The organism is Sinomonas cyclohexanicum (assembly GCF_020886775.1).
Classification (GTDB): domain Bacteria; phylum Actinomycetota; class Actinomycetes; order Actinomycetales; family Micrococcaceae; genus Sinomonas; species Sinomonas cyclohexanicum.
On sequence record NZ_AP024525.1, the window covers coordinates 2,941,367 to 2,960,317 of the forward strand.

14 protein-coding genes are annotated in these 18,951 nt (G+C 71.4%); 2 read left to right on the plus strand and 12 right to left on the minus strand.

Annotated elements, in window-relative coordinates:
• The first annotated feature begins 46 nt into the window (after positions 1 to 46).
• Together SCMU_RS13985 and SCMU_RS13990 are read left to right on the plus strand one after the other, a co-directional pair.
• The gene (locus SCMU_RS13985; RefSeq protein ID WP_229229734.1) at positions 47 to 334 is read left to right on the plus strand and encodes an FmdB family zinc ribbon protein; all 288 of its coding nucleotides are present in this window, start codon (positions 47 to 49) and stop codon (positions 332 to 334) included.
• A 108-nt stretch (positions 335 to 442) separates the two neighbouring features.
• Entirely contained in the window at positions 443 to 1,180 is a 738-nt protein-coding gene (locus SCMU_RS13990; protein WP_229229735.1) for an RcpC/CpaB family pilus assembly protein, read from the plus strand.
• 11 nt (positions 1,181 to 1,191) lie between these two features.
• On the opposite strand, the gene SCMU_RS13995 is transcribed toward SCMU_RS13990, so the two are convergent.
• The 12 genes from SCMU_RS13995 to SCMU_RS14050 form a co-directional block, all read right to left on the minus strand.
• Entirely contained in the window at positions 1,192 to 5,517 is a 4,326-nt protein-coding gene (locus tag SCMU_RS13995; RefSeq protein ID WP_443020152.1) for a DUF4011 domain-containing protein, read from the minus strand.
• Positions 5,518 to 5,670: 153 nt separating this feature from the next.
• Positions 5,671 to 7,221, minus strand: a complete 1,551-nt coding sequence (gene guaA / locus SCMU_RS14000; protein ID WP_443020325.1) for a glutamine-hydrolyzing GMP synthase — start codon at positions 7,219 to 7,221, stop codon at positions 5,671 to 5,673.
• A gap of 82 nt (positions 7,222 to 7,303) precedes the next feature.
• Positions 7,304 to 7,789 carry a DUF3817 domain-containing protein gene (locus SCMU_RS14005; protein WP_229229737.1) on the minus strand — a complete coding sequence of 162 codons (486 nt, stop codon included), beginning with the start codon at positions 7,787 to 7,789 and terminating at the stop codon, positions 7,304 to 7,306.
• A complete protein-coding gene (locus SCMU_RS14010) occupies positions 7,786 to 8,652 on the minus strand; it encodes an SURF1 family protein (protein ID WP_229229738.1) in 867 nt (288 codons plus the stop codon). The genes SCMU_RS14005 and SCMU_RS14010 overlap by 4 nt, the downstream gene beginning before the upstream one ends.
• A gap of 95 nt (positions 8,653 to 8,747) precedes the next feature.
• Positions 8,748 to 9,239 (minus strand): PTS sugar transporter subunit IIA, encoded by a 492-nt coding sequence (locus tag SCMU_RS14015; protein WP_229229739.1) that lies wholly within the window; start codon positions 9,237 to 9,239, stop codon positions 8,748 to 8,750.
• A 4-nt stretch (positions 9,240 to 9,243) separates the two neighbouring features.
• Positions 9,244 to 10,965 (minus strand): glycerol-3-phosphate dehydrogenase/oxidase, encoded by a 1,722-nt coding sequence (locus SCMU_RS14020; RefSeq protein WP_229229740.1) that lies wholly within the window; start codon positions 10,963 to 10,965, stop codon positions 9,244 to 9,246.
• Between the two features lie 57 nt (positions 10,966 to 11,022).
• On the minus strand, positions 11,023 to 12,156 hold the full coding sequence (locus tag SCMU_RS14025; RefSeq protein WP_229229741.1) for a GuaB3 family IMP dehydrogenase-related protein: 1,134 nt from the start codon (positions 12,154 to 12,156) through the stop codon (positions 11,023 to 11,025).
• Between the two features lie 94 nt (positions 12,157 to 12,250).
• A complete protein-coding gene (guaB, locus tag SCMU_RS14030; RefSeq protein ID WP_229229742.1) occupies positions 12,251 to 13,786 on the minus strand; it encodes an IMP dehydrogenase in 1,536 nt (511 codons plus the stop codon).
• A 291-nt stretch (positions 13,787 to 14,077) separates the two neighbouring features.
• Positions 14,078 to 16,102: an acyltransferase family protein gene (locus SCMU_RS14035; protein WP_229229743.1), complete on the minus strand. Its 2,025-nt coding sequence runs from the start codon at positions 16,100 to 16,102 to the stop codon at positions 14,078 to 14,080.
• Positions 16,103 to 16,359: 257 nt separating this feature from the next.
• Complete coding sequence (groL, locus tag SCMU_RS14040) at positions 16,360 to 17,973, minus strand: chaperonin GroEL (protein ID WP_229229744.1); 1,614 nt, start codon at positions 17,971 to 17,973, stop codon at positions 16,360 to 16,362.
• A 72-nt stretch (positions 17,974 to 18,045) separates the two neighbouring features.
• The gene (groES, locus tag SCMU_RS14045) at positions 18,046 to 18,342 is read right to left on the minus strand and encodes a co-chaperone GroES (RefSeq protein WP_229229745.1); all 297 of its coding nucleotides are present in this window, start codon (positions 18,340 to 18,342) and stop codon (positions 18,046 to 18,048) included.
• Between the two features lie 186 nt (positions 18,343 to 18,528).
• Positions 18,529 to 18,915, minus strand: a complete 387-nt coding sequence (locus SCMU_RS14050; protein ID WP_229229746.1) for a hypothetical protein — start codon at positions 18,913 to 18,915, stop codon at positions 18,529 to 18,531.
• Positions 18,916 to 18,951: the final 36 nt, after the last annotated feature.

Genomic DNA, 18,951 nt, shown 5'->3' on the forward strand with positions numbered 1-18,951 from the left:
GTTCGCGACTGCCAACCGGGCCCCGCCTGTCCATCAAGGAGTTCTCGTGCCCACCTACGCCTACGCCTGCAAAGACTGCCACCACGCATTCGACATCGTGCAGTCGTTCAGTGATTCCTCGCTGACGGTCTGCCCCGAGTGCGGTGGCACGCTCCGGAAGAAGTTCAACAGCGTGGGCGTGGTCTTCAAGGGCGGCGGCTTCTACCGCACCGACTCCCGCAGTGGCGGCAGCAGTGTTCCCGCAGCGTCCGGCTCGAAGGACTCGGGAGCCACCGCTTCGAAGGACTCCGCGACTACGGCGTCCGCCCCGGCAGCGGCTGCCGCGTCGAACTGACAGCGTCGGCCTGACCCAGTTGTCCTCCACAGGCGGCGCCCTCGGCGCGTCGTCCACATAGCCGCCCCCTGCCGAGCCGGAGCACCGTCCGCTGGCTAGCGTGGCGGCATGAGTCGCCCCTCGCCCCGGTCCCCGGCGCGGCGCCCACCCGGCCCGCGCCGCGCCCCGTCCATGCGCCCATGGGCGCCCGTCAGGCGGAGCCGCCTGAGGCGCTTCGTCGACCGTCGTCGTCGGACCGTCGCGGCGGCGCTGCTGTGCCTCGGAGCCGGCATCGCCGTCTACCAGCTCACCCCGCCCTCGGCCGCAATGGTCTCCGTCGCCGTGGCCGCCCGCGATCTCGCTGGCGGCGCCGCCCTGTCCCCCGGCGACCTACGCACCGCGCGGCTCCCCGCGGACGCCGTTCCCCAGCGCGCGGAACTCGATCCCCCGCGCCTCGTCGGGCAAAGGCTCGCTGGGCCGCTGCGCAGCGGCGAGGTCCTCACGGACGCCGCCGTCGTCGGACCCGGCCTCCTGGCCGGCACGGCCCCGGGAACGGCGGCTGTGCCGGTGCGGATGGCGGACCCCGCGTCACTCGAGCTCCTCAGCCCCGGCCAGCTCGTGGACCTCGTTCTCAGCGCCGACGCGGGCGGCGGGGGCTCGGCGGGCACGGCGCTCGCCTCCCGCGTCCCCGTGCTGTGGACCGGGAAGGCGTCGGGCGGTGGGGCCGGCGGAGCGTGGATCGGCTCGACTCAGGACTCGGACGGACTCCTCGTGGTGGGGGCGTCGCCCGAGCAGGCCCTGCGGATCGCGGGGGCGTCGACGCGCGGCAAGGTGTTCTTCATGCTCGTCGAGACGGGGCCCCGATGAGGCGGTACCCACTAGCCCCAGTGCGGCGGCTTCTGCTCCTTGAGCCAGCGGTCGCGCTCCCGTTCCCCCGCATTCGTCGGTCCGGGCTCCTCGGTGGGCGCCGGCACCGGAGCCTCGGGCCCGTCGGCGGAGGCCGGCCCCGTGCCGGGCACGGTCACGCGGCGTCCTCCGCGCGGGCGGCGGAGTTCCGCAGCGGCGTGGGAGCCGTGGTCGGGTGCGTCCATTCTGGGTGCGTGGCCCGGGTCGTCCGGCTCGCGCGCTGCCGCCTCGCCTTCCCGCACGTCCTGATCGCTTCCCTCGGAGCCCTGCTGCCCGCCGTGTGCGGTCGGACCCGTGGCAGGCCGGGCTCCCTGGGCCGGCTCGTCACTGCCCTGCTCGGTGGCCATGGCCCCGCCCTCCTTCTTCGTGCCGATCGTGCCGCCGGCAGGGGCGTCCGCCCTCGGGGCCGTGCGCATCGCGGGACCGAGCGACCCGCCCGCGTGCCTGCCGCCGTCCGCGCGGGCCCCGGCGCGCTCGCCGGTCGCGGGCGGCACGGGCCCTCCCGTGAGGAAACCCGCCGATCCGTGCTCGTCGGCGTGCGTGTCGAGGCCCAGTTCCGTCGCGATCATCTCGGCGCAGCTGCTTGGATCCGTGAAGACCTCGATCGTCCACAGCGTGAAGTGCTTCCAGCCAAGGCGTTGGAGTCGCTCCGGGTGCTGCCGCGTGCGCTCGCGAACGCTGAGGCGGCGGTAGCGCTCGGTGCCGTCCGACTCGACCGCGACGGGCGCGCTCGTCTCGTGCTCCTCGAGGCCGATCGTCAGCAGGGGGTCGATGGCCGCGGCCATGTCCACCGCGCCGTCGTAGTGATGCCAGACGCGGGCGCCCCGGGAGGCAAGGCGGTCCCCGAGGTCGGTGACGAGCGGGTCGGCGCCCAGCGCCTCGGCACTCGCGGCGGCGCGCGTCGCCGGCGTGCCCAGGTGCGTGTTGCCGTCCAGCTCCCGGTCGAGCAGCTCGTAGAAGTCCGAGGCGCCCTCGCTCAAGCGCGTGACATCCAGCTCGGAGGGCCTGAAGCAGCTCAGCACGTGCATGCTGTGGCGTGCGCGGCTCATCGCCAGCGCAAACCTCCGCCGCCCGCCGGGCTCACTGAGCGGCCCGAAGTGGTGCATCGCGCGGCCGTGGGGGGTGCGGCCGAATCCGAGCGAGAAGATCACGTGATCGCGGACCAGGCCGCCGGCCCTGTCGATGTGGACCACCCGGAACGGTTCCTCGCCCCCGCTGAAGAAGTCGACGATGTCCGGGTGGTTGGCCATCTGCAGGCGGATGGCCTCGCCGACCCGGGCCGCGTGGTGCGCGCTGGCGGTGATCACCGCGAGGGACACGGCCGGGCGGTGCCGCGCGTGATCGAACACGAGGTCGACCACGCGGTTCACTTCCGCAGCCACAGACTCGACGCCGCCGTCCTCTCCACTCGGCAGGCCCATTCCCTCGGCGAGGTACTCGAGGAGGAACGGCCTGTCGAGGCCCGTGACGCTCGGACCGTCCGGCAGCCGCCGCAGGCTCCCGGAGTAGAAGCGGCGGCTCAGCTGGAGGTCGAGGTCCTCGTCCACCGACCGGTACACAGTGCGAAGCCGAACCGACGGCAGGACGCGGGAGAGTGCAGTGAGGGCGCTCTCGACCGTGGGAACAAGCGGCTGGCCGGGCTGCTGCTCGACGCTCACCGAGAAGGGCCTCGGGTTGGCGACCTGGGGATCGCCCAGGGCGATGACCCTCTCGGCACGCGCGATCGCCGGGAGAGCGGCGCGCAGCGGCATGGAGTCCGCGTCGAGGAGGATCACGGCGTCGAACCTGTGGCCCGGCGTCAGGGCGGGATTGAGGGCGTATGGGCTGCAAGTCCAGACGGGCACGAGCGGCCGAATGAGGCGCGGGGACTGCCGCTCGAGGGCGGCGAGGCTGATCCGGCCGTCCTTGAGCAGGGCGCGGAGTGCCTCCGCCTCCCGGGAGTGCCGCACGATCGCGTCGGACCATTCACGCGCCAGCCGCCACCTCAGCCGCGCTGCGCCGCTGGCGATGTGGGCGCGGTCTGCCCGGGCGAACTCGGACTCGGCGCGGCGCAGCTGGTCGCCGTCGGACATCGCGAGGTAGTCGTCCCCGCTGATCATCGCTTCCAGGACCGACTGCCACCACGCGAGCTCGAGCTCGGACGCGACGACGCCGGCCGGTGCTTCGCGCTCGGTGAGGTCGCTCAGGAGGTCTCCCAGCCCGTGCTCGCGGAGCTCGTCCTCAAGCAGCGTCCGCTCTGGCAGCGAGCGGAGCAGGGGCGAGTCCTCCGCGAGGGCGGCAAGCCGTGCCGCAAGGCTGTCCACCTTGGCCTCGAGGAGCTTCCCGCCCTGCGCGGTGGGTGCGAGGATCGCGCCGAGGCGCATCAGGCCCCGTTCGGCGGCGAGATACGCCTCCCTGAGTTCCGCGAGCCCCGAGGGGACCGAGGGGTGCCGTTGGGACGTCGCGCACAGGGCCCAGGCCTCGCGCTGCGACTGGACGAGGGACAGGGAGCTGTGGAGGTCGGACAGGTGAACCCCGGGCCGCACGTATTCCTTGGCCACCCTGCGGAGCCGCGAACGCTGCAGCGCCGTCACCTCGATGCCGCGTTCCCTGCGCCACGCGGCGGGGGCAGTGGCCGCGATCAGGTCCGTGACGGGCCGGTCGAAGATGTCCGGGGTGAACTTGTCCAGGCTCTCGCGCACCGAGACGAGGAGCTCGAGCTGTCGCCCCCATCCCGCCACCGTCGGCTCGAGCCGGATCGCGGCGTGCTCGGCCACGGCGGCCATGCGTTCCTTGAGCGCGGGAACCTCGGTCGAAAGGCGTGCGGCGAGCTCGCGCGCATCGTCCGTCTCTCGGCGCGTCACGAGGCGCGCGCCGTGCCACGGGCTCTCCGCGACGGCACGGCTGAAGCTCCCGAGATCGGCCGCCCGTCGAAGCCGCTCGCTGAGGCCGGCGCGGTCCTTGATGCTGTCCAGGACGCTCCGCTTGAGCCGCACCGTGGTTGCGGGGGCCGGGTGCAGCGACGTGAGGGCCGCGAGGGACTGCATCGCCTCGTACGGCGAGCATCCCCAGCGTTCGCGGACGTTGTGCAGCGAGGCGACGTGGTCCATGAGCTGGTGGCGGCGGTCCCGCAGGACCCGGTAGACACCTTCGAGCTGGGGCTCGTGAGACTTCTCATTGCGCACGATCGCGCGGACGATCTGCGAGCGCAGCTGGCCCGGACCAACGGTTGCCCCGAGCTGCAGGACGAGCGAGCCCAGGCCGAGGGCGTCGCACTCGCGGTGAAGCTCAGCAAGGCTTGCCCGGCGCTCCGCGACGACGAGCACGGAGCGCCCCGACTCGACGAGGGCCGCGAGGGCGTTCACCGCCGTCTGGGTCTGCCCGGTGCCGGGGGGCGCCTCGACCACGAGCGAGTCCCCCGCCCGGACCGCGTCAATGACGAGCTGCTGGTCGGCGTCGGCATCGAGGACGAGGAACTCGTCCTCGGGGTCGCGCTCATCGAGGGCGGGGAAGCGAGACTCGTCCAGTGGCTCGGGGGCGGGGTGGACCGAGCCGGATGTCGAGGCCATCGCCGCGAGGATCGGGTGCGCGGCGGTGATCGCAGGGTCCTCGAGCGACTCCTCGAGGTCCGCGAAGGTGGAGACGGTCAGGCGGGACTCGACCTGGGCCCCGGCGATGGGCGCCACGAGGGCCCTGACTCTTTCCAGCACCGGGTGCGGGTCGAGCCGCGCGGTGCTGTACGCCATCCGCTCGATCGCCGCGGCATCGATGTCGATCCGGTGCACGGCGCGCAGATGCCGCACGAGGGCGGGGTTGATCCTGGCCTGCTCGGTGAGCTTGAGCTCGAAGTCGTCCTGCTCCGGGCGGACGGTGAGCTCGACCGCGGCGAGCAGAACGGGCGCGCTCACGCGGCGCGGCCTGCCGCCCACGGCAGACGTCCAGGTCGCGAGCCCGGCAGCGAGGTGGCCGGCGTCGACCCCGCGCTCGTTCGCGAGTTCATGCGACTTGGCGCGGAGGTTCCGGGCGGCGCGGGCCGCACGGGTGTAGTCATGGCGGTCACGCAGGAGGGTCGAGAGCCGTGTCCGGCGGCCGGCGAGCAGCTGGGCGAGGCCGGAGGCATGCGCATGGGTGAGGTCGATACTGCCGTCAGGTCCGGGGAAGAACGCGAGCATCGTGTCCGGTCCCGTCACCCCGGGCAGGGCCGAGAGCCACGCCTCAAGGCGGGCCTCCTCCTCGGGGGTCGTCGTCTCGGGCACGTCGTCGCTCTCCTGAAGAGCTGCAAGTGCGCTGGCTTGTTTGCCTGTGGACCATCTCGGCATAGCTCCGAGGTTAGCCTGTCATGTCGCATTCCCCGGGCGTGCAACGCTGCGGGCGGCGAAATCAGCGACGCCAGGGTAGCCGACGGCCCGAACGGCGACGGCCGGCGTCCCGCAGGGGGCGCCGGCCGTCTCACGTCAAGGGCAGCCCGATGGCTACTCCCACTCGATGGTTCCCGGCGGCTTGCTCGTGACGTCGAGGACCACGCGGTTCACACCGTCAACCTCGTTGGTGATCCGGTTGGAGATCTTCGCGAGGAGGTCGAACGGGAGGCGGGACCAGTCGGCGGTCATGGCGTCCTCGCTCGAGACGGGGCGCAGCACGATCGGGTGACCGTACGTGCGGCCGTCGCCCTGGACGCCCACGCTGCGGACGTCGGCGAGGAGCACCACGGGCATCTGCCACACCTCGTTGTCGAGGCCCGCGGCGGTGAGCTCGGCGCGGCCGATCGCGTCAGCCTTGCGGAGCAGCTCGAGCCGTTCCGCCGTGACCTCGCCGATGATCCGGATGCCGAGGCCCGGACCGGGGAACGGCTGGCGGGCGACGATGACCTCAGGGAGCCCCAGCTGCCGACCGACGGCGCGCACCTCGTCCTTGAAGAGTGCCCGGAGCGGTTCGACGAGCTCGAACCGGAGGTCCTCGGGGAGGCCTCCAACGTTGTGGTGGCTCTTGATGTTGGCCGCGCCTTCGCCGCCGCCGGACTCGACCACGTCCGGGTACAGGGTGCCCTGGACGAGGAACTTGATCTGCTCCCCGGCGGCATTGGCCTCATCGACGATGGCACGCTCGGCCTCCTCGAACGCGCGGATGAACTCGCGCCCGATGATCTTGCGCTTCTCCTCCGGGTCCGTGACTCCCGCGAGCGCGCCGAGGAAGCGCTCCTGCTCGTTGGCCACATGGAGCTTGACGCCGGTCGCCGCGACGAAGTCGCGCTCGACCTGCTCGGCCTCGCCTTCTCGCAGGAGGCCGTGGTCGACGAAGACGCACGTGAGCTGGTCGCCGACCGCGCGCTGGACGAGTGCCGCGGCGACGGCGGAGTCGACGCCGCCCGAGAGCCCGCAGATCACGCGGGCGTCTCCGACCTGGGCACGGATCCGCTCGACCTGCTCCTCGACGATGTTGCCCGTGGTCCAGTTGGGCTCGAGCCCGGCGACCTCGAACAGGAAGTTCTCGAGCACCCTCTGGCCGAAGTCGGAGTGCTTGACCTCGGGGTGCCACTGGACCCCGCCGAGGGCCTTGGCCTCGTTGACGAACGCCGCGACGGGCGCACCCGCCGTGGTCGCGAGCACCTCGAACCCGGCCGGCGCCGTCTGCACGGAGTCGCCGTGGCTCATCCACGTGCTCTGGGCGGCCGGGATCCCGGCGAGCAGGGAATGCGGCTCGCCGACGGCGGTCGCAACCGTGGCACCGTACTCGCGCAGCCCCGTGCGCGCCACCGTGCCGCCGAGTGCGTTGGCCATCGCCTGGAAGCCGTAGCAGATGCCGAACACGGGCACGCCGGCCTCGAACAGGTCGGGCCCAACGCTCGGCGCGCCCTCGGCGTACACGCTCGAGGGCCCTCCGGAGAGGATGATGGCGGCGGGGCTCTTGGCGAGGATCTGCTCGGTGGTCAGGGTGTGCGGGACGATCTCCGAGTACACGTTGGCCTCGCGCACGCGGCGTGCGATGAGCTGCGCATACTGGGCGCCGTAGTCCACCACGAGCACCGGCCGCTGGGCAGTCTGCACTGTGGGCGACTGGGCCGAGTCTTGGGAAGCTGTAGTCACTCCATCAAGGGTACCGGACCAGTCAGTACCGCTGGCCTGCCTCGGGGTGAGACTCGAGTTCGCGCTCCGCCTCGGCATGCATCCGGCGCTCGACGAAGAAGCTCAGGAACGGCACGACGCCACCCAGCGCCATGAGGATGAACCGCATGAAGGGCCAGCGCATGAGCGACCACACGCGGAAGTTGGAGATGAGGTAGATCACGTACATCCAGCCGTGGACGATGAGGATCGTGATGGAGACGTTCACCCCGCCGACGACGCCCGCAGGCTCCGCGTCCGCCAGGCCGAACCCGAAGGGCCTGCCGGTGAACGCGTCGCTGCCGCCGGCGAACAGGAACTGGCCGAACGCGTACCGGGCGATCATCTCGGCGCACAGCAGCAGGAGCATCGTGCCCGTCACGTAGGCCGCGACGCGGTAGAACTTCAGCGCGGAGCGGATCTGGGCGACGGTGCCGCCGAAGCGGCGCTGGCCGGTGGTTCGGCCCACGGCGGGCTTGGGGTCGATCACGGTGTTCCTCCGGTTTCGCTGGGCGCTGTGTGGGCGTCCGTGGTGGTTTGGTCCGATGGCTCGTTGGCGGCGTGGTCAGCGGCCTCGGCGGCCGCCGCGTCAGCAATCGCGTCCTGGGTGCGCTCATAGTCGTCGCGGACAAGACGCCACCACAGGAAGATCGCGAAACCGGCGAACACGACCCATTCGACGGCGTAGAAGATGTTCAGCCAATTGACCGGCTGCTCGAGCGGCTGCGGTGCGACGCTCAGGGGCTCGAGCCCGGCGGAAGCCGGCACGGGCGTGCCAGAGGCGGTGGTCGCGGCCGTCGCGCTCACGAACCCCGGGTAGCTCGGCACATCCCAGACGTTGATGAGCTGGGCGACGGAGAGCGTCGCGACCTGGCCGGCCGCGAGGTCCTGCTTCGCCTGCGGCGCTTCCGACGGCAGGAGCCGGCCGGTGAGGGTGATCACGCCCGAAGGCGGCGGGCCGGCCTGCCCGGGCGAGGCGATCCATCCGCGGGCCACTGGGACCACGGTGCCGCGTTCGCCGCCCACTGCGGGCGCGCCGTCGACCGTGAATGCGGTGACCACCCACCAGCCGGTGCGGCCGTCCTGCAGGCGGTCCGCCACGAGCACCTGCCGCTTCGGGTCGTAGCTGCCGGTGAAGGTGACCATCTGGTCCGCGGCGGTACCGGGGAAGGCCTCGCCGGGGCGCACGACGTCGGTGAGCGGCTTGACCTGCTCGGTCGTCCTGACGGGAGGCGTCGCCTCGGAGACGGAGCGGGAGAACTGCCACTGGCTCAGAAGCACGAACACCCAGGACACGACGAGCGCTCCCACGAGCGCCGCGATCCACTGGGGCTTCAGGGCAGTTCGGAGCACCCGTTAACGGTACTCCGACAAGCTGTAGAAAACGTAAACGGCCCAGAACAGGCAACCAGGCAGCAACAAGGCAGCCCCAGGCCGGGCCAGGGGCGTCAGTCGGAGAACAGGAGCGTGGAGTTGACGAGTTCGGAGATGATGTCCGGATCATTCGCACGCCGGAGCGAGTTGCGGAAGCCCTCCTTCGAGAGCGAGCGGGCCATAGTGGCGAGCACCTCCAGATGCTCGGAGAAGGACGCCGCGGGCGTCGCGATCAGCAGCACCACGTGGGCGGGGCCGTCGGCGGCCCCGAAGTCGAGCGCGTGGCCGTACTTGGCCACCCCCACCGCGATCGATGCCTCGAGGACGTGCTCGCTGCGGGCGTGGGGCAGCCCGATCCCGCCGGGCAGGCCGGTGGCCATCTGGTGCTCCCGCGCTGCGACGTCCGCGAGGAAGGCGTCGAGGTCGTCGATCCGATCCTCGGCCTTGAGCCTGGCAGCGAGCTGGCGTGTGGCGTCGGCGCGGTCCTCGGCCACCATCTCGAGGATCACGAGCCCTGGGGTCGTCAGCTGGGCATCGTAGCGGTCGAAGGGGCCGGTCTGGGGCATGCGCCTACTTTACCGGGACGATATCCGCCACGCCCATCCGCGCGGCCCCTGCCGACTCGTCATCGGGCTGCTGCTGGCTGAGCCGCTCGGCCTCGACGCGGGCGAGGTAGTGCGCGACCTCGTTGTCGCGCTGGGTCTGGCTCCAGCCGAGCAGCGGCGCCATCAGGTCGGCGACCACCGGCGCGGCGGTGACGCCGCGGTCCCATGCCTCGATCGAGATGCGCGTGCGGCGGGTCAGGACGTCCTCGATGTGGCGGGCGCCCTCGTGGGTCGTCGCGTAGACCGCCTCAGCGCGCAGGTAGTCGTCGGCACCCGGGAGCGGCTCCGCGAGCTCAGGGTGGGCCGCGAGCAGGTCGAGCACCTCGTTGGCCACCGAGCCGAAGCGGTTCAGGAGGTGCTCCACGCGGGCCACGTGCACCCCGGCCCGGTCCGCGAGACGGTGCCGGCGGTTCCAGACGGCGCGGAAGCCGTCGGCGCCGATGAGCGGCACCCGGTCCGTGCACGAGGCGGGGACCCTCTCGTCCATGGCACGCGTGGCCTCGTCGACAGCGTCCTTGGCCATGACGCGGTACGTGGTGAACTTGCCCCCGGCGACCATGACGAGCCCCGGGACGGGATGCGCGACGACGTGTTCCCGGCTGAGCTTTGCGGTCGAGTCATTCTCCCCTGCGAGGAGGGGCCGCAGTCCCGCGTAGACGCCCTCGACGTCCTCCCGGGTCAAGGGCCGCTTGAGCACCCTGTTGACGTGCTCGAGCAGGTAGTCGATGTCCGTGCTCGACGCGGCCGGGTGCGCCTTGTCCAGATTCCAGTCCGTGTCGGTGGTGCCGATGATCCAGTGCCGGCCCCACGGGATCACGAACAGGACCGACTTCTCAGTGCGGAGGATGAGGCCCACGGTCGACTGGAAGCGGTCGCGCGGGACCACGAGGTGGATGCCCTTCGAGGCGCGGACGTGGAGCTGGCCGCGCTCGGTGACCATGTCCTGGGTCTCGTCGGTCCACACCCCGGTGGCATTGATGACCTGCTTGGCGCGCACCTCGAACTCGGTGCCGGTCTCCTGGTCCTTCATGCGCGCCCCCACCACGCGCTCGCCCTCGCGGAGGAAGTCGACGACGGCGACCCGGTTGGCCGCGTGGGCCCCGTACTGCGCCGCGGTGCGCACCACGGTGGCGACCATGCGGGCGTCGTCGATCTGGGCGTCGTAGTAGCGGATCGAGCCGATCATGGCGTCCTCGCGCAGGCTCGGGGCAGCACGCAGGGTCCCCCGCCGGAAGAGGTGCTTGTGGATGGGGACCCCGTTGCTGTGCCCGCTCGTGAGCCCGAGCGTGTCGTACAGGATGAGGCCCATGCCCACGTAGACCCGCTCCCAGAAGCGGTGCTGCAGCGGGTAGAGGAACGGCACCGGCCGCGCGAGGTGCGGGGCGATGCGCTGGAGCAGGAGGCCCCGCTCCTGCAGGGCCTCCTGGACGAGCCGGAAGTCGAGCATCTCGAGGTACCGCAGGCCGCCGTGCAGGAGCTTCGACGAGCGCGACGACGTGCCCGAGGCCCAGTCCCTCGCCTCGACGATGCCGACCTCGAGCCCGCGGGTGACCGCGTCGAGTGCCGAGCCGGCGCCCACGATCCCTCCGCCGACGATCAGGACATCGAGCTCGCGTCCGGCCTGCGACGTCTCCTTGAACCGCGTCAGGGAGGCCTCGCGGTACTCCGGGCTGAGCTGTGCTGTCATGGCTCCGAGTCTAGGCGGGGCGGTCAAGCACGGGAGTCTGTTCGGGCGAGGTGCGCCTCACCTCTGGTAGGGCGAGACGACCACGTCGACCCGCTGGAACTCCTTGAGGTCCGAGTAGCCGGAGGTCGCCATGGACCGGCGGAGCATCCCGATGAGGTTGCTCGTGCCGTCCGCGTGGTGGCCGGGGCCGAAGAGGACCTCCTCCATGGGCCCCACGGTCCCGACGTTGACGCGTTCCCCGCGGGGCGTGTCGCCGTGGTGCGCCTCGGCGCCCCAGTGCCAGCCGCGTCCCGGGGCCTCCTCGGCGCGGGCAAGGGCGGATCCAAGCATGACCGCGTCGGCGCCCATCGCGATGGCCTTGACGATGTCCCCCGAGGTGCCCATCCCGCCGTCGGCGATGACGTGCACGTACCGGCCGCCGGACTCGTCCATGTAATCGCGGCGGGCGGCGGCCACGTCGCTGATCGCCGAGGCGAGCGGCGAGTGGATGCCCAGCGCGCGGCGGGTGGTCGTCGTCGCTCCACCGCCGAAGCCCACGAGCACGCCGGCGGCCCCCGTGCGCATGAGGTGCAGCGCGGGCGTGTACCCGGCGGCACCGCCGACGATGACGGGGACGTCGAGCTCGTAGATGAACTTCTTGAGGTTCAGGGGCTCCTGGTTCTTCGAGACGTGCTCGGCCGAGACCGTGGTCCCGCGGATCACGAACAGGTCCACGCCGGCCGCGAGCACCGTCTTGTAGTGCGTCAGGGTGCCCGAGGGCGTGAGCGCCCCGGCAACGGTGACGCCGGAGGCCCTGATCTCGGCGAGGCGCGCGGAGATGAGCTCGGGCTCCACGGGCGCGGCGTAGAGCTCCTGCAGGCGGCGGGTGACGGCACTGCTGGTGGGCTCCCCCGCGAGGGCGGCGATCTCCTCCAGGACGGGCTCGGGGTCCTCGTAGCGCGTCCAGAGGCCCTCGAGGTCCAGGACGCCAAGGCCGCCGAGCCTGCCGAGCGTGATGGCCGCGGACGGGGACATGACCGAGTCCATCGGGGCGGCAATGACCGGCATATCGAAGCGGTAGGCGTCGATCTGCCACGAGACCGAGACGTCCTCGGGATCACGCGTGCGGCGGATCGGCACGATCGCGATGTCGTCGAGGGAGTATGCGCGGCGGCCGCGCTTGCCGCGGCCGATTTCGATCTCGTAAGTCACGGCTCCTAGCTTACGGGAGCCCCAGCGCACGACGGCGCCCGCTCACCACGGGAGGTGAGCGGGCGCCGTCGTGCGTGCCGGGGGCGGAGGCGTGCTACTTGCGGTAGTTGGGCGCCTCGACGGTCATCATGATGTCGTGCGGGTGGCTCTCCTTGAGTCCGGCCGCGGTGATGCGGACGAACCTGCCCTTGGTCTTGAGCTCCTCGATCGTGTGCGCGCCGACGTAGAACATGGTCTGTCGCAGGCCGCCGATGAGCTGGTGGGCCACCGCGGAGAGCGGGCCGCGGTACGGGACCTGGCCCTCGATGCCCTCGGGGATGAGCTTCTCGTCGGAGGGCACGTCCGCCTGGAAGTAGCGGTCCTTCGAGTAGGAGGTGTTCTTCCCGCGGGTCTGCATCGCGCCGAGCGAGCCCATGCCGCGGTAGGACTTGAACTGCTTGCCGTTCATGAACACGAGGTCGCCCGGCGCCTCCGCCGTGCCCGCGAGCAGCGAGCCGAGCATGACGGAGTCGGCGCCGGCCACGATGGCCTTGCCGATGTCGCCCGAGTACTGCAGGCCGCCGTCGGCGATGAGCGGCACACCCGCGGGGATGGCGGCCTTGGAGGACTCGTAGATCGCAGTGATCTGGGGGACGCCCACGCCGGCCACGACGCGCGTCGTGCAGATCGAGCCCGGGCCCACCCCGACCTTGATCGCGTCCGCGCCCGCGTCGATGAGCGCCTGGGCGCCCTCGCGCGTGGCGGCCTGGCCGCCGATGACGTCCACGTGCGCCGCCGCCGGGTCCTTCTTGAGGCGGCCGATCATGTCCAGCACGCCCTGCGAGTGCCCGTTGGCCGTGTCGACAACGAGGACGTCCACGCCGGCCTCGACGAGGCTCATCGCACGCTCGTAGCCGTCGCCGAAGAAGCCGACGGCCGCGCCGACGCGGAGGCGCCCGGCGTCGTCCTTCGTCGCGTTCGGGTACTGGTCCGCCTTCTCGAAGTCCTTGACCGTGATGAGGCCCTGGAGGATGCCCATCTCGTCCACGAGGGGCAGCTTCTCGATGCGGTGCTTCCCCAGGAGGCCGATGACCTCGTCACGGCCCACCCCGACCTTCGCGGTCACGAGCGGCATCGGGGTCATGACCTCGTGGACCTTGCGGGTCGCGAACTGGTCCCCGGGGATGAAGCGCGTGTCGCGGTTCGTGATGATCCCGAGGAGCTTGCGGTTCCCGTCCACGACCGGAAGGCCGGAGACGCGGTAGTGGGCGCAGAGGTCGTCGAGCTCCTTGAGCGTCGCGTCGGGGCCCACGGTCACGGGCTTGGTGATCATCCCGGACTCGCTGCGCTTGACCTGGTCGACCTGGTCGGCCTGGTCCTGGATCGAGAGGTTGCGGTGGAGGATGCCGATGCCGCCCTGCCGGGCCAGGCTGATGGCCATGCGGGCCTCGGTCACGGTGTCCATCGCGGCGGAGAGGATCGGCATGCCGAGCCGGATGCGGCGGGACAGCCGGGTCGAGGTGTCCGCCTCGGACGGGATGACGTCCGTGGGTCCGGGGAGGAGGAGGACGTCGTCGTAGGTCAGTCCGAGGAGCGCGAACGGGTCGCGTGCGAACGCGTCGTGCTCGGGGGCCGGAGTGGGCAGGGTCATGAGTGCTCCTTGGCCGTGTGCCGGGTAGGCATGGGAAGTGGATGCGCTGATGACCAGCCAGTTCTTACGGGACTGGTCCGCCGCGGTGGCTTCTATCCTAAACTTCCGGCGGGCCGGCCGGTATTCCGCGGGCGGGCCCGCGTGACGAATCGCACACCCGTTCCCAGCCCGCGCCCTACCAGCCGGTGGACGTTCCCGATCGCGATGACGCCGCGTCCGGGCGTGCGGACGTCATGGCGGGGGCCTCCTCGGGCTGGGCGAAATGACCAGTCTAGTCGACCGCCTGACCCCTCACGTCAGCAGGCCGGTGGCCGCGATCCGCTCCCCGAGGGCCGCGGACATCGACGCCGCATACGTGCGGGTCAGATGGTTGTCGTCGAGGAAGACGAACGTGTTGCCGATGACGCCGCGGCACACCCCGTCCGGGCACAGGAGGTCGGTCATGTCGATCTGGGCGAAGTGCGTGCCATAGTGCGCTTGGTGCTGCGTCGCGAAGGCCTCGAGCGGGTCCTCTGCGGCGAGCACTGAGGACTGTGCAGGACTGCACTGCGACGCGGCGGCTCCGTTGCGCGCCACGCAGTCGGCCATGTTGAACGTGAACCGCGGGTTGTCGCGGACCGCGACGACGTTGGTCCCCTTCGCGGTCAGCGAGTCCACCGTCGCCTCGAGGCCCGGCGTGAGCGTCTCGGCGGACGACGACGGGACCGCCACCGTGCCGACCATGAACACTGTGCCCGGCGGGTTCGCCGCAAGGTAGGCGGCCGTCGCCCTGTTGAACGCGTCGCAGGTCGCGTTGCCCGACGAGACGGTGGGCGCGTACACGCAGCCGCCGACCAGGAGCGAGACCACGCGGTAGCCCTTGGCGCTGGCCACCGGCTCGAGGGCGGACATCCACTGCTCGGCGTGGGAATCGCCCACCACGACGATCGTCTTGGACGCGTCCGCGGAGACCGTGTTCATGGCGCAGATCGACGTCAGCGACGCAGGGACCTTGAGGTCCGCCGAGCACTTGCCCGGCAGGGCGTACCAGTCGTTGGGCACATTCTGGGCCACGGGCAGGAGGCTCGCCGTGGGCGAGGCCTGGCCCGCGTAGCCGGGGTCGAGCGCCTCGGCCCCGGGATTGTCGATCCCGGCCCGCGCCTCGGCCTGGGTGGCCTTCGTGGTGACGGCCCCCTGGACCGCGGCGATCGGCACGAGGCCCACGAGGACGCACGCGGCGACTCCGGCGAAACCGTTCCGAAGCCGCAGCTCGGGCCACCGCCACGCCCGCCAGGGCGCGTCGACGAGCCTCGTGGTCGCCCACGCCAGCGCGAGCGCCACCACGATCACCGCGGTGCCGAGGAGCCAGCCGGCCTGGTCGCGGTTGCGCCACGTGAGGGCGATGACCAGCACCGGCCAGTGCCACAGGTAGAGCCCGTAGGAGATGTCGCCCAGCTTGCGCAGCGGTGTCGACGCGAGGAGGCGGTGCACGCCGAACCGGCCGCCGTGCTGGGCGGCGAGGATCACGGCGGCGGCCGCGAGCGTGGGCCACAGCGCGATCGCGCCCGGGAAGACGCCCTCGACATTGAGCAGGAGCCCGCACGCGACGATCGCCGCGATGCCGCCCCACCCGAGGAGCAGCGCGGCGCGCTCTCCGACCCGGACCCGATCGACCACGAGGGCGAGGAGGCTGCCGAGCGCGAACTCCCAGATGCGGGCCGGCAGCGAGAAGTAGGCCTGTTCCTGGTCCACGGCCGTGTACCAGACCGAGAACGCGAACGAGGCGGCGAACACCACGCCGAAGCCCACGGCGAGGATGGCCCCGTACTCGAGCGGGCGGCCGCGCCGCCGTGCGAGCGCCCCGAGCGCCACGAACAGCACCGGGAACAGGATGAAGATCTGCCCCTGGATCGAAAGGGACCAGAAGTGCTCGAACGGGCTCGCGGCCGAGTGGTCCGAGGCGTAGTAGTCCACGGCGTCGCGCTGCAGGATCCAGTTCTCGGCGTACGCCAGGGAGGCGGCGCCCTGCTCGAGGACCGTGGCCCAGCGGGTGGCCGGAAGGAACACGACAGCGGCGACCACGGTCCCCGCGACCGTCACCGCCGCGGCCGGCAGGAGCCGGCGGAACACGTGCAGCCAGTGCCTGACGAGGTAGGTCGGCTCTCCACGGCGGTGCCGGGCCACGAACTGCCCGGTCATGAGGAACGCGGACACCATGAGGAACACGTCCACGCCGCCCGAGACCCGCCCGAGCCACACGTGGTACAGCACCACGAGCGCCACGGCGACCGCCCTGAGCCCCTGGATCTCCGGCCGGAAGACGCGGCCCCCCGCCATTGTCCTGTGCCCCAAGGCCACCACGCGCCCACTCTCCCTCACTCCGCTGCCTGTTCCGCCCTCCATTCCCCCGCGGCAGTCTGTGCGGATCTTGTGAGGGACGTTGCCCCGTGATGTGAAAGAGCGCGCCGCGCACCCGCGCGCTCGGACGCACGACGGCGGCCGCCCACCTCTCGTGCGTGAGGTGGGCGGCCGCCGTCGTACTCTTCTCTGCCTGCCGGCTCTGTGCCGTGCTGGTTCTGTGCCTGCCGGTGAGCTTAGTGGCTGTGCCCGGCGTGGGCGTCGGCGTCCTCGGCAGGCTTCTCGGCGACCAGAGTCTCCGTGGTCAGGACGAGGGCCGCGATCGAGGCCGCGTTGCGCAGCGCCGAGCGGGTCACCTTGACCGGGTCGATGACTCCGGCTGCGATGAGGTCCTCGTACTCGCCGGTCTTGGCGTTGAAGCCGTGGTTGACCTCGGCGTCGGCAACCTTGCTGACGACGACGTAGCCGTCGTGGCCCGCGTTCTGGGCGATCCAGCGCAGGGGCTGGACGAGCGCGCGGCGCACGATGCCCACGCCCGCCGCGGCGTCGCCGGCGAGGGCCTTGACCGAGGCGTCCTCGTCGAGGGCGCGCACGGCGTGGACGAGGGCGGAGCCGCCGCCGGCCACGATGCCCTCCTCGAGGGCCGCGCGGGTCGCCGAGACGGCGTCCTCGATGCGGTGCTTCTTCTCCTTGAGCTCCACCTCGGTGGCCGCGCCGACCTTGATGACGCCGATGCCGCCCGCGAGCTTCGCGAGGCGCTCTTGGAGCTTCTCGCGGTCCCAGTCGGAATCGGTGCGGGTCAGCTCGGCGCGCAGCTGCGCGACCCGGGCCTGGACGTCCTCGTGCGAGCCGGCGCCGTCCACGATGGTCGTGTTGTCCTTCGTGACCGTGATGCGGCGGGCGGTGCCGAGCTGCTCGAGGCCCACCTGGTCCAGGCTCAGGCCGACCTCCGGGGAGACGACCTGCGCGCCCGTGAGGGTCGCAATGTCCTGGAGCATGGCCTTGCGGCGGTCGCCGAAGCCCGGGGCCTTGACCGCCACGACGCTCAGCGTGCCGCGGATGCGGTTGACGATGAGGGTCGAGAGGGCCTCGCCCTCCACGTCCTCCGCGATGACGAAGAGGGGCTTCGAGGCCGCGAGGACCTTCTCCAGCAGCGGCAGGAAGTCCGTCAGCGAGGAGATCTTGCCCTGGTGGATGAGGATGAGCGCGTCCTCGAGGACCGCCTCCTGGCGCTCCGCGTCCGTGACGAAGTACGGGCTCAGGTAGCCCTTGTCGAACTGCATGCCCTCGGTGAGGACGAGCTCGGTCTGCGTGGTCGAGGACTCCTCGATCGTGATGACGCCGTCCTGGCCCACCTTGTCGAAGGCCTCGGCGAGCAGGTCGCCGATCTCCTCGGACTGCGCCGAGATCGCGGCCACGTTGGCCACGTGGCGGCCGGAGACCTCGCGAGCGTTGTCCGCGAGGCGGCTCGCGACGGCCTCGACGGCCGCCTCGATGCCGCGCTTGATCTCGCCCGGGGCCGCGCCGGCGGCCACGTTGCGCAGACCCTCCTTGACGAGGGCCTGGGCGAGGACGGTCGCCGTCGTCGTGCCGTCGCCGGCCACGTCGTTGGTCTTGGTCGCGACCTCCTTGGCGAGCTGGGCGCCGAGGTTCTCGTACGGGTCCTCGAGCTCGACCTCGCGGGCGATCGTGACGCCGTCGTTCGTGATGGTGGGCGCGCCCCACTTCTTGTCGAGGACCACGTTGCGGCCGCGGGGGCCGAGGGTGACCTTGACGGTGTCGGCGAGCTTGTCGACACCGGCCTCGAGGGCCTTGCGGGCGGCGTCGTTGAATGCGAGCTGCTTAGCCATTCGCTACTCCTAGGGGTGAATCACGCACAACACCCCGGCCGCGGATGGGCGGCCGGGGTGCGGTGCACGGCGTTACTTGACGACGATCGCGAGGACGTCGCGGGCCGAGAGCACGAGGTACTCGGCGCCGCCGGTCTTGACCTCGGTGCCACCGTACTTGGAGTAGAGGACCACGTCGCCGACGGTGACGTCGATCGGCACGCGGTTGCCGTTGTCATCGACGCGGCCGGGGCCCACGGCCACGACCTCGCCCTCCTGCGGCTTCTCCTTCGCGGTGTCCGGGATCACGAGGCCGGACGCGGTGGTCTGCTCGGCCTCGAGCGGCTTGACGACAATGCGATCCTCGAGGGGCTTGATGGAGACCGACACGGATCTCTCCTTTTCATGAACGGGTCACGGGTGGGGAGCCGGGCAAGCAACCGTCGTCGCGGGTGCCGGGAGCGTGCCTGACAGTTAGCACTCAGCGCTGCCGAGTGCTACTGGTGACTCTAGTGAGCCCGTTGGCACTCGGTCAAGGCGAGTGCCAACACGGTGGCGGCAGCGCGCCGTCGTGCGCTACTCCCCGGCGAGTTCGTCGTAGCCGAGGTCGTCGCCGTCCTGCTCCGCCACGAGGCCCCGGGTCACGTACAGGGCAGCGGTCGAGGCCACGATGGCCACCCCGCCCACGATCAGGCCGACGAGGCCCGTGACCTTGGCCACCAGGAACTGGTCCCTCAAGGACTGGGCCTCGGCCGTGGCGTCGCCGACGCTCTTGCCGTCCACGGAGTAGACCGTCGCGTTGAACGCGTCCAGGCCCATCACCACGAGCAGCAGCACGACGCCGACCACCACCAGGACAATCCCCCCGATGAGGACGGGGCGGGCGTACTGGCGCAGGCGGGCACCCCCGCCGGCCGGCTCCTTGCGTGCAGGGACAGGGTCGACGCTGGGGCTTGTCTCCATGCGCTCCACCCTAGCGAATCCGGCACCGCATGGGGC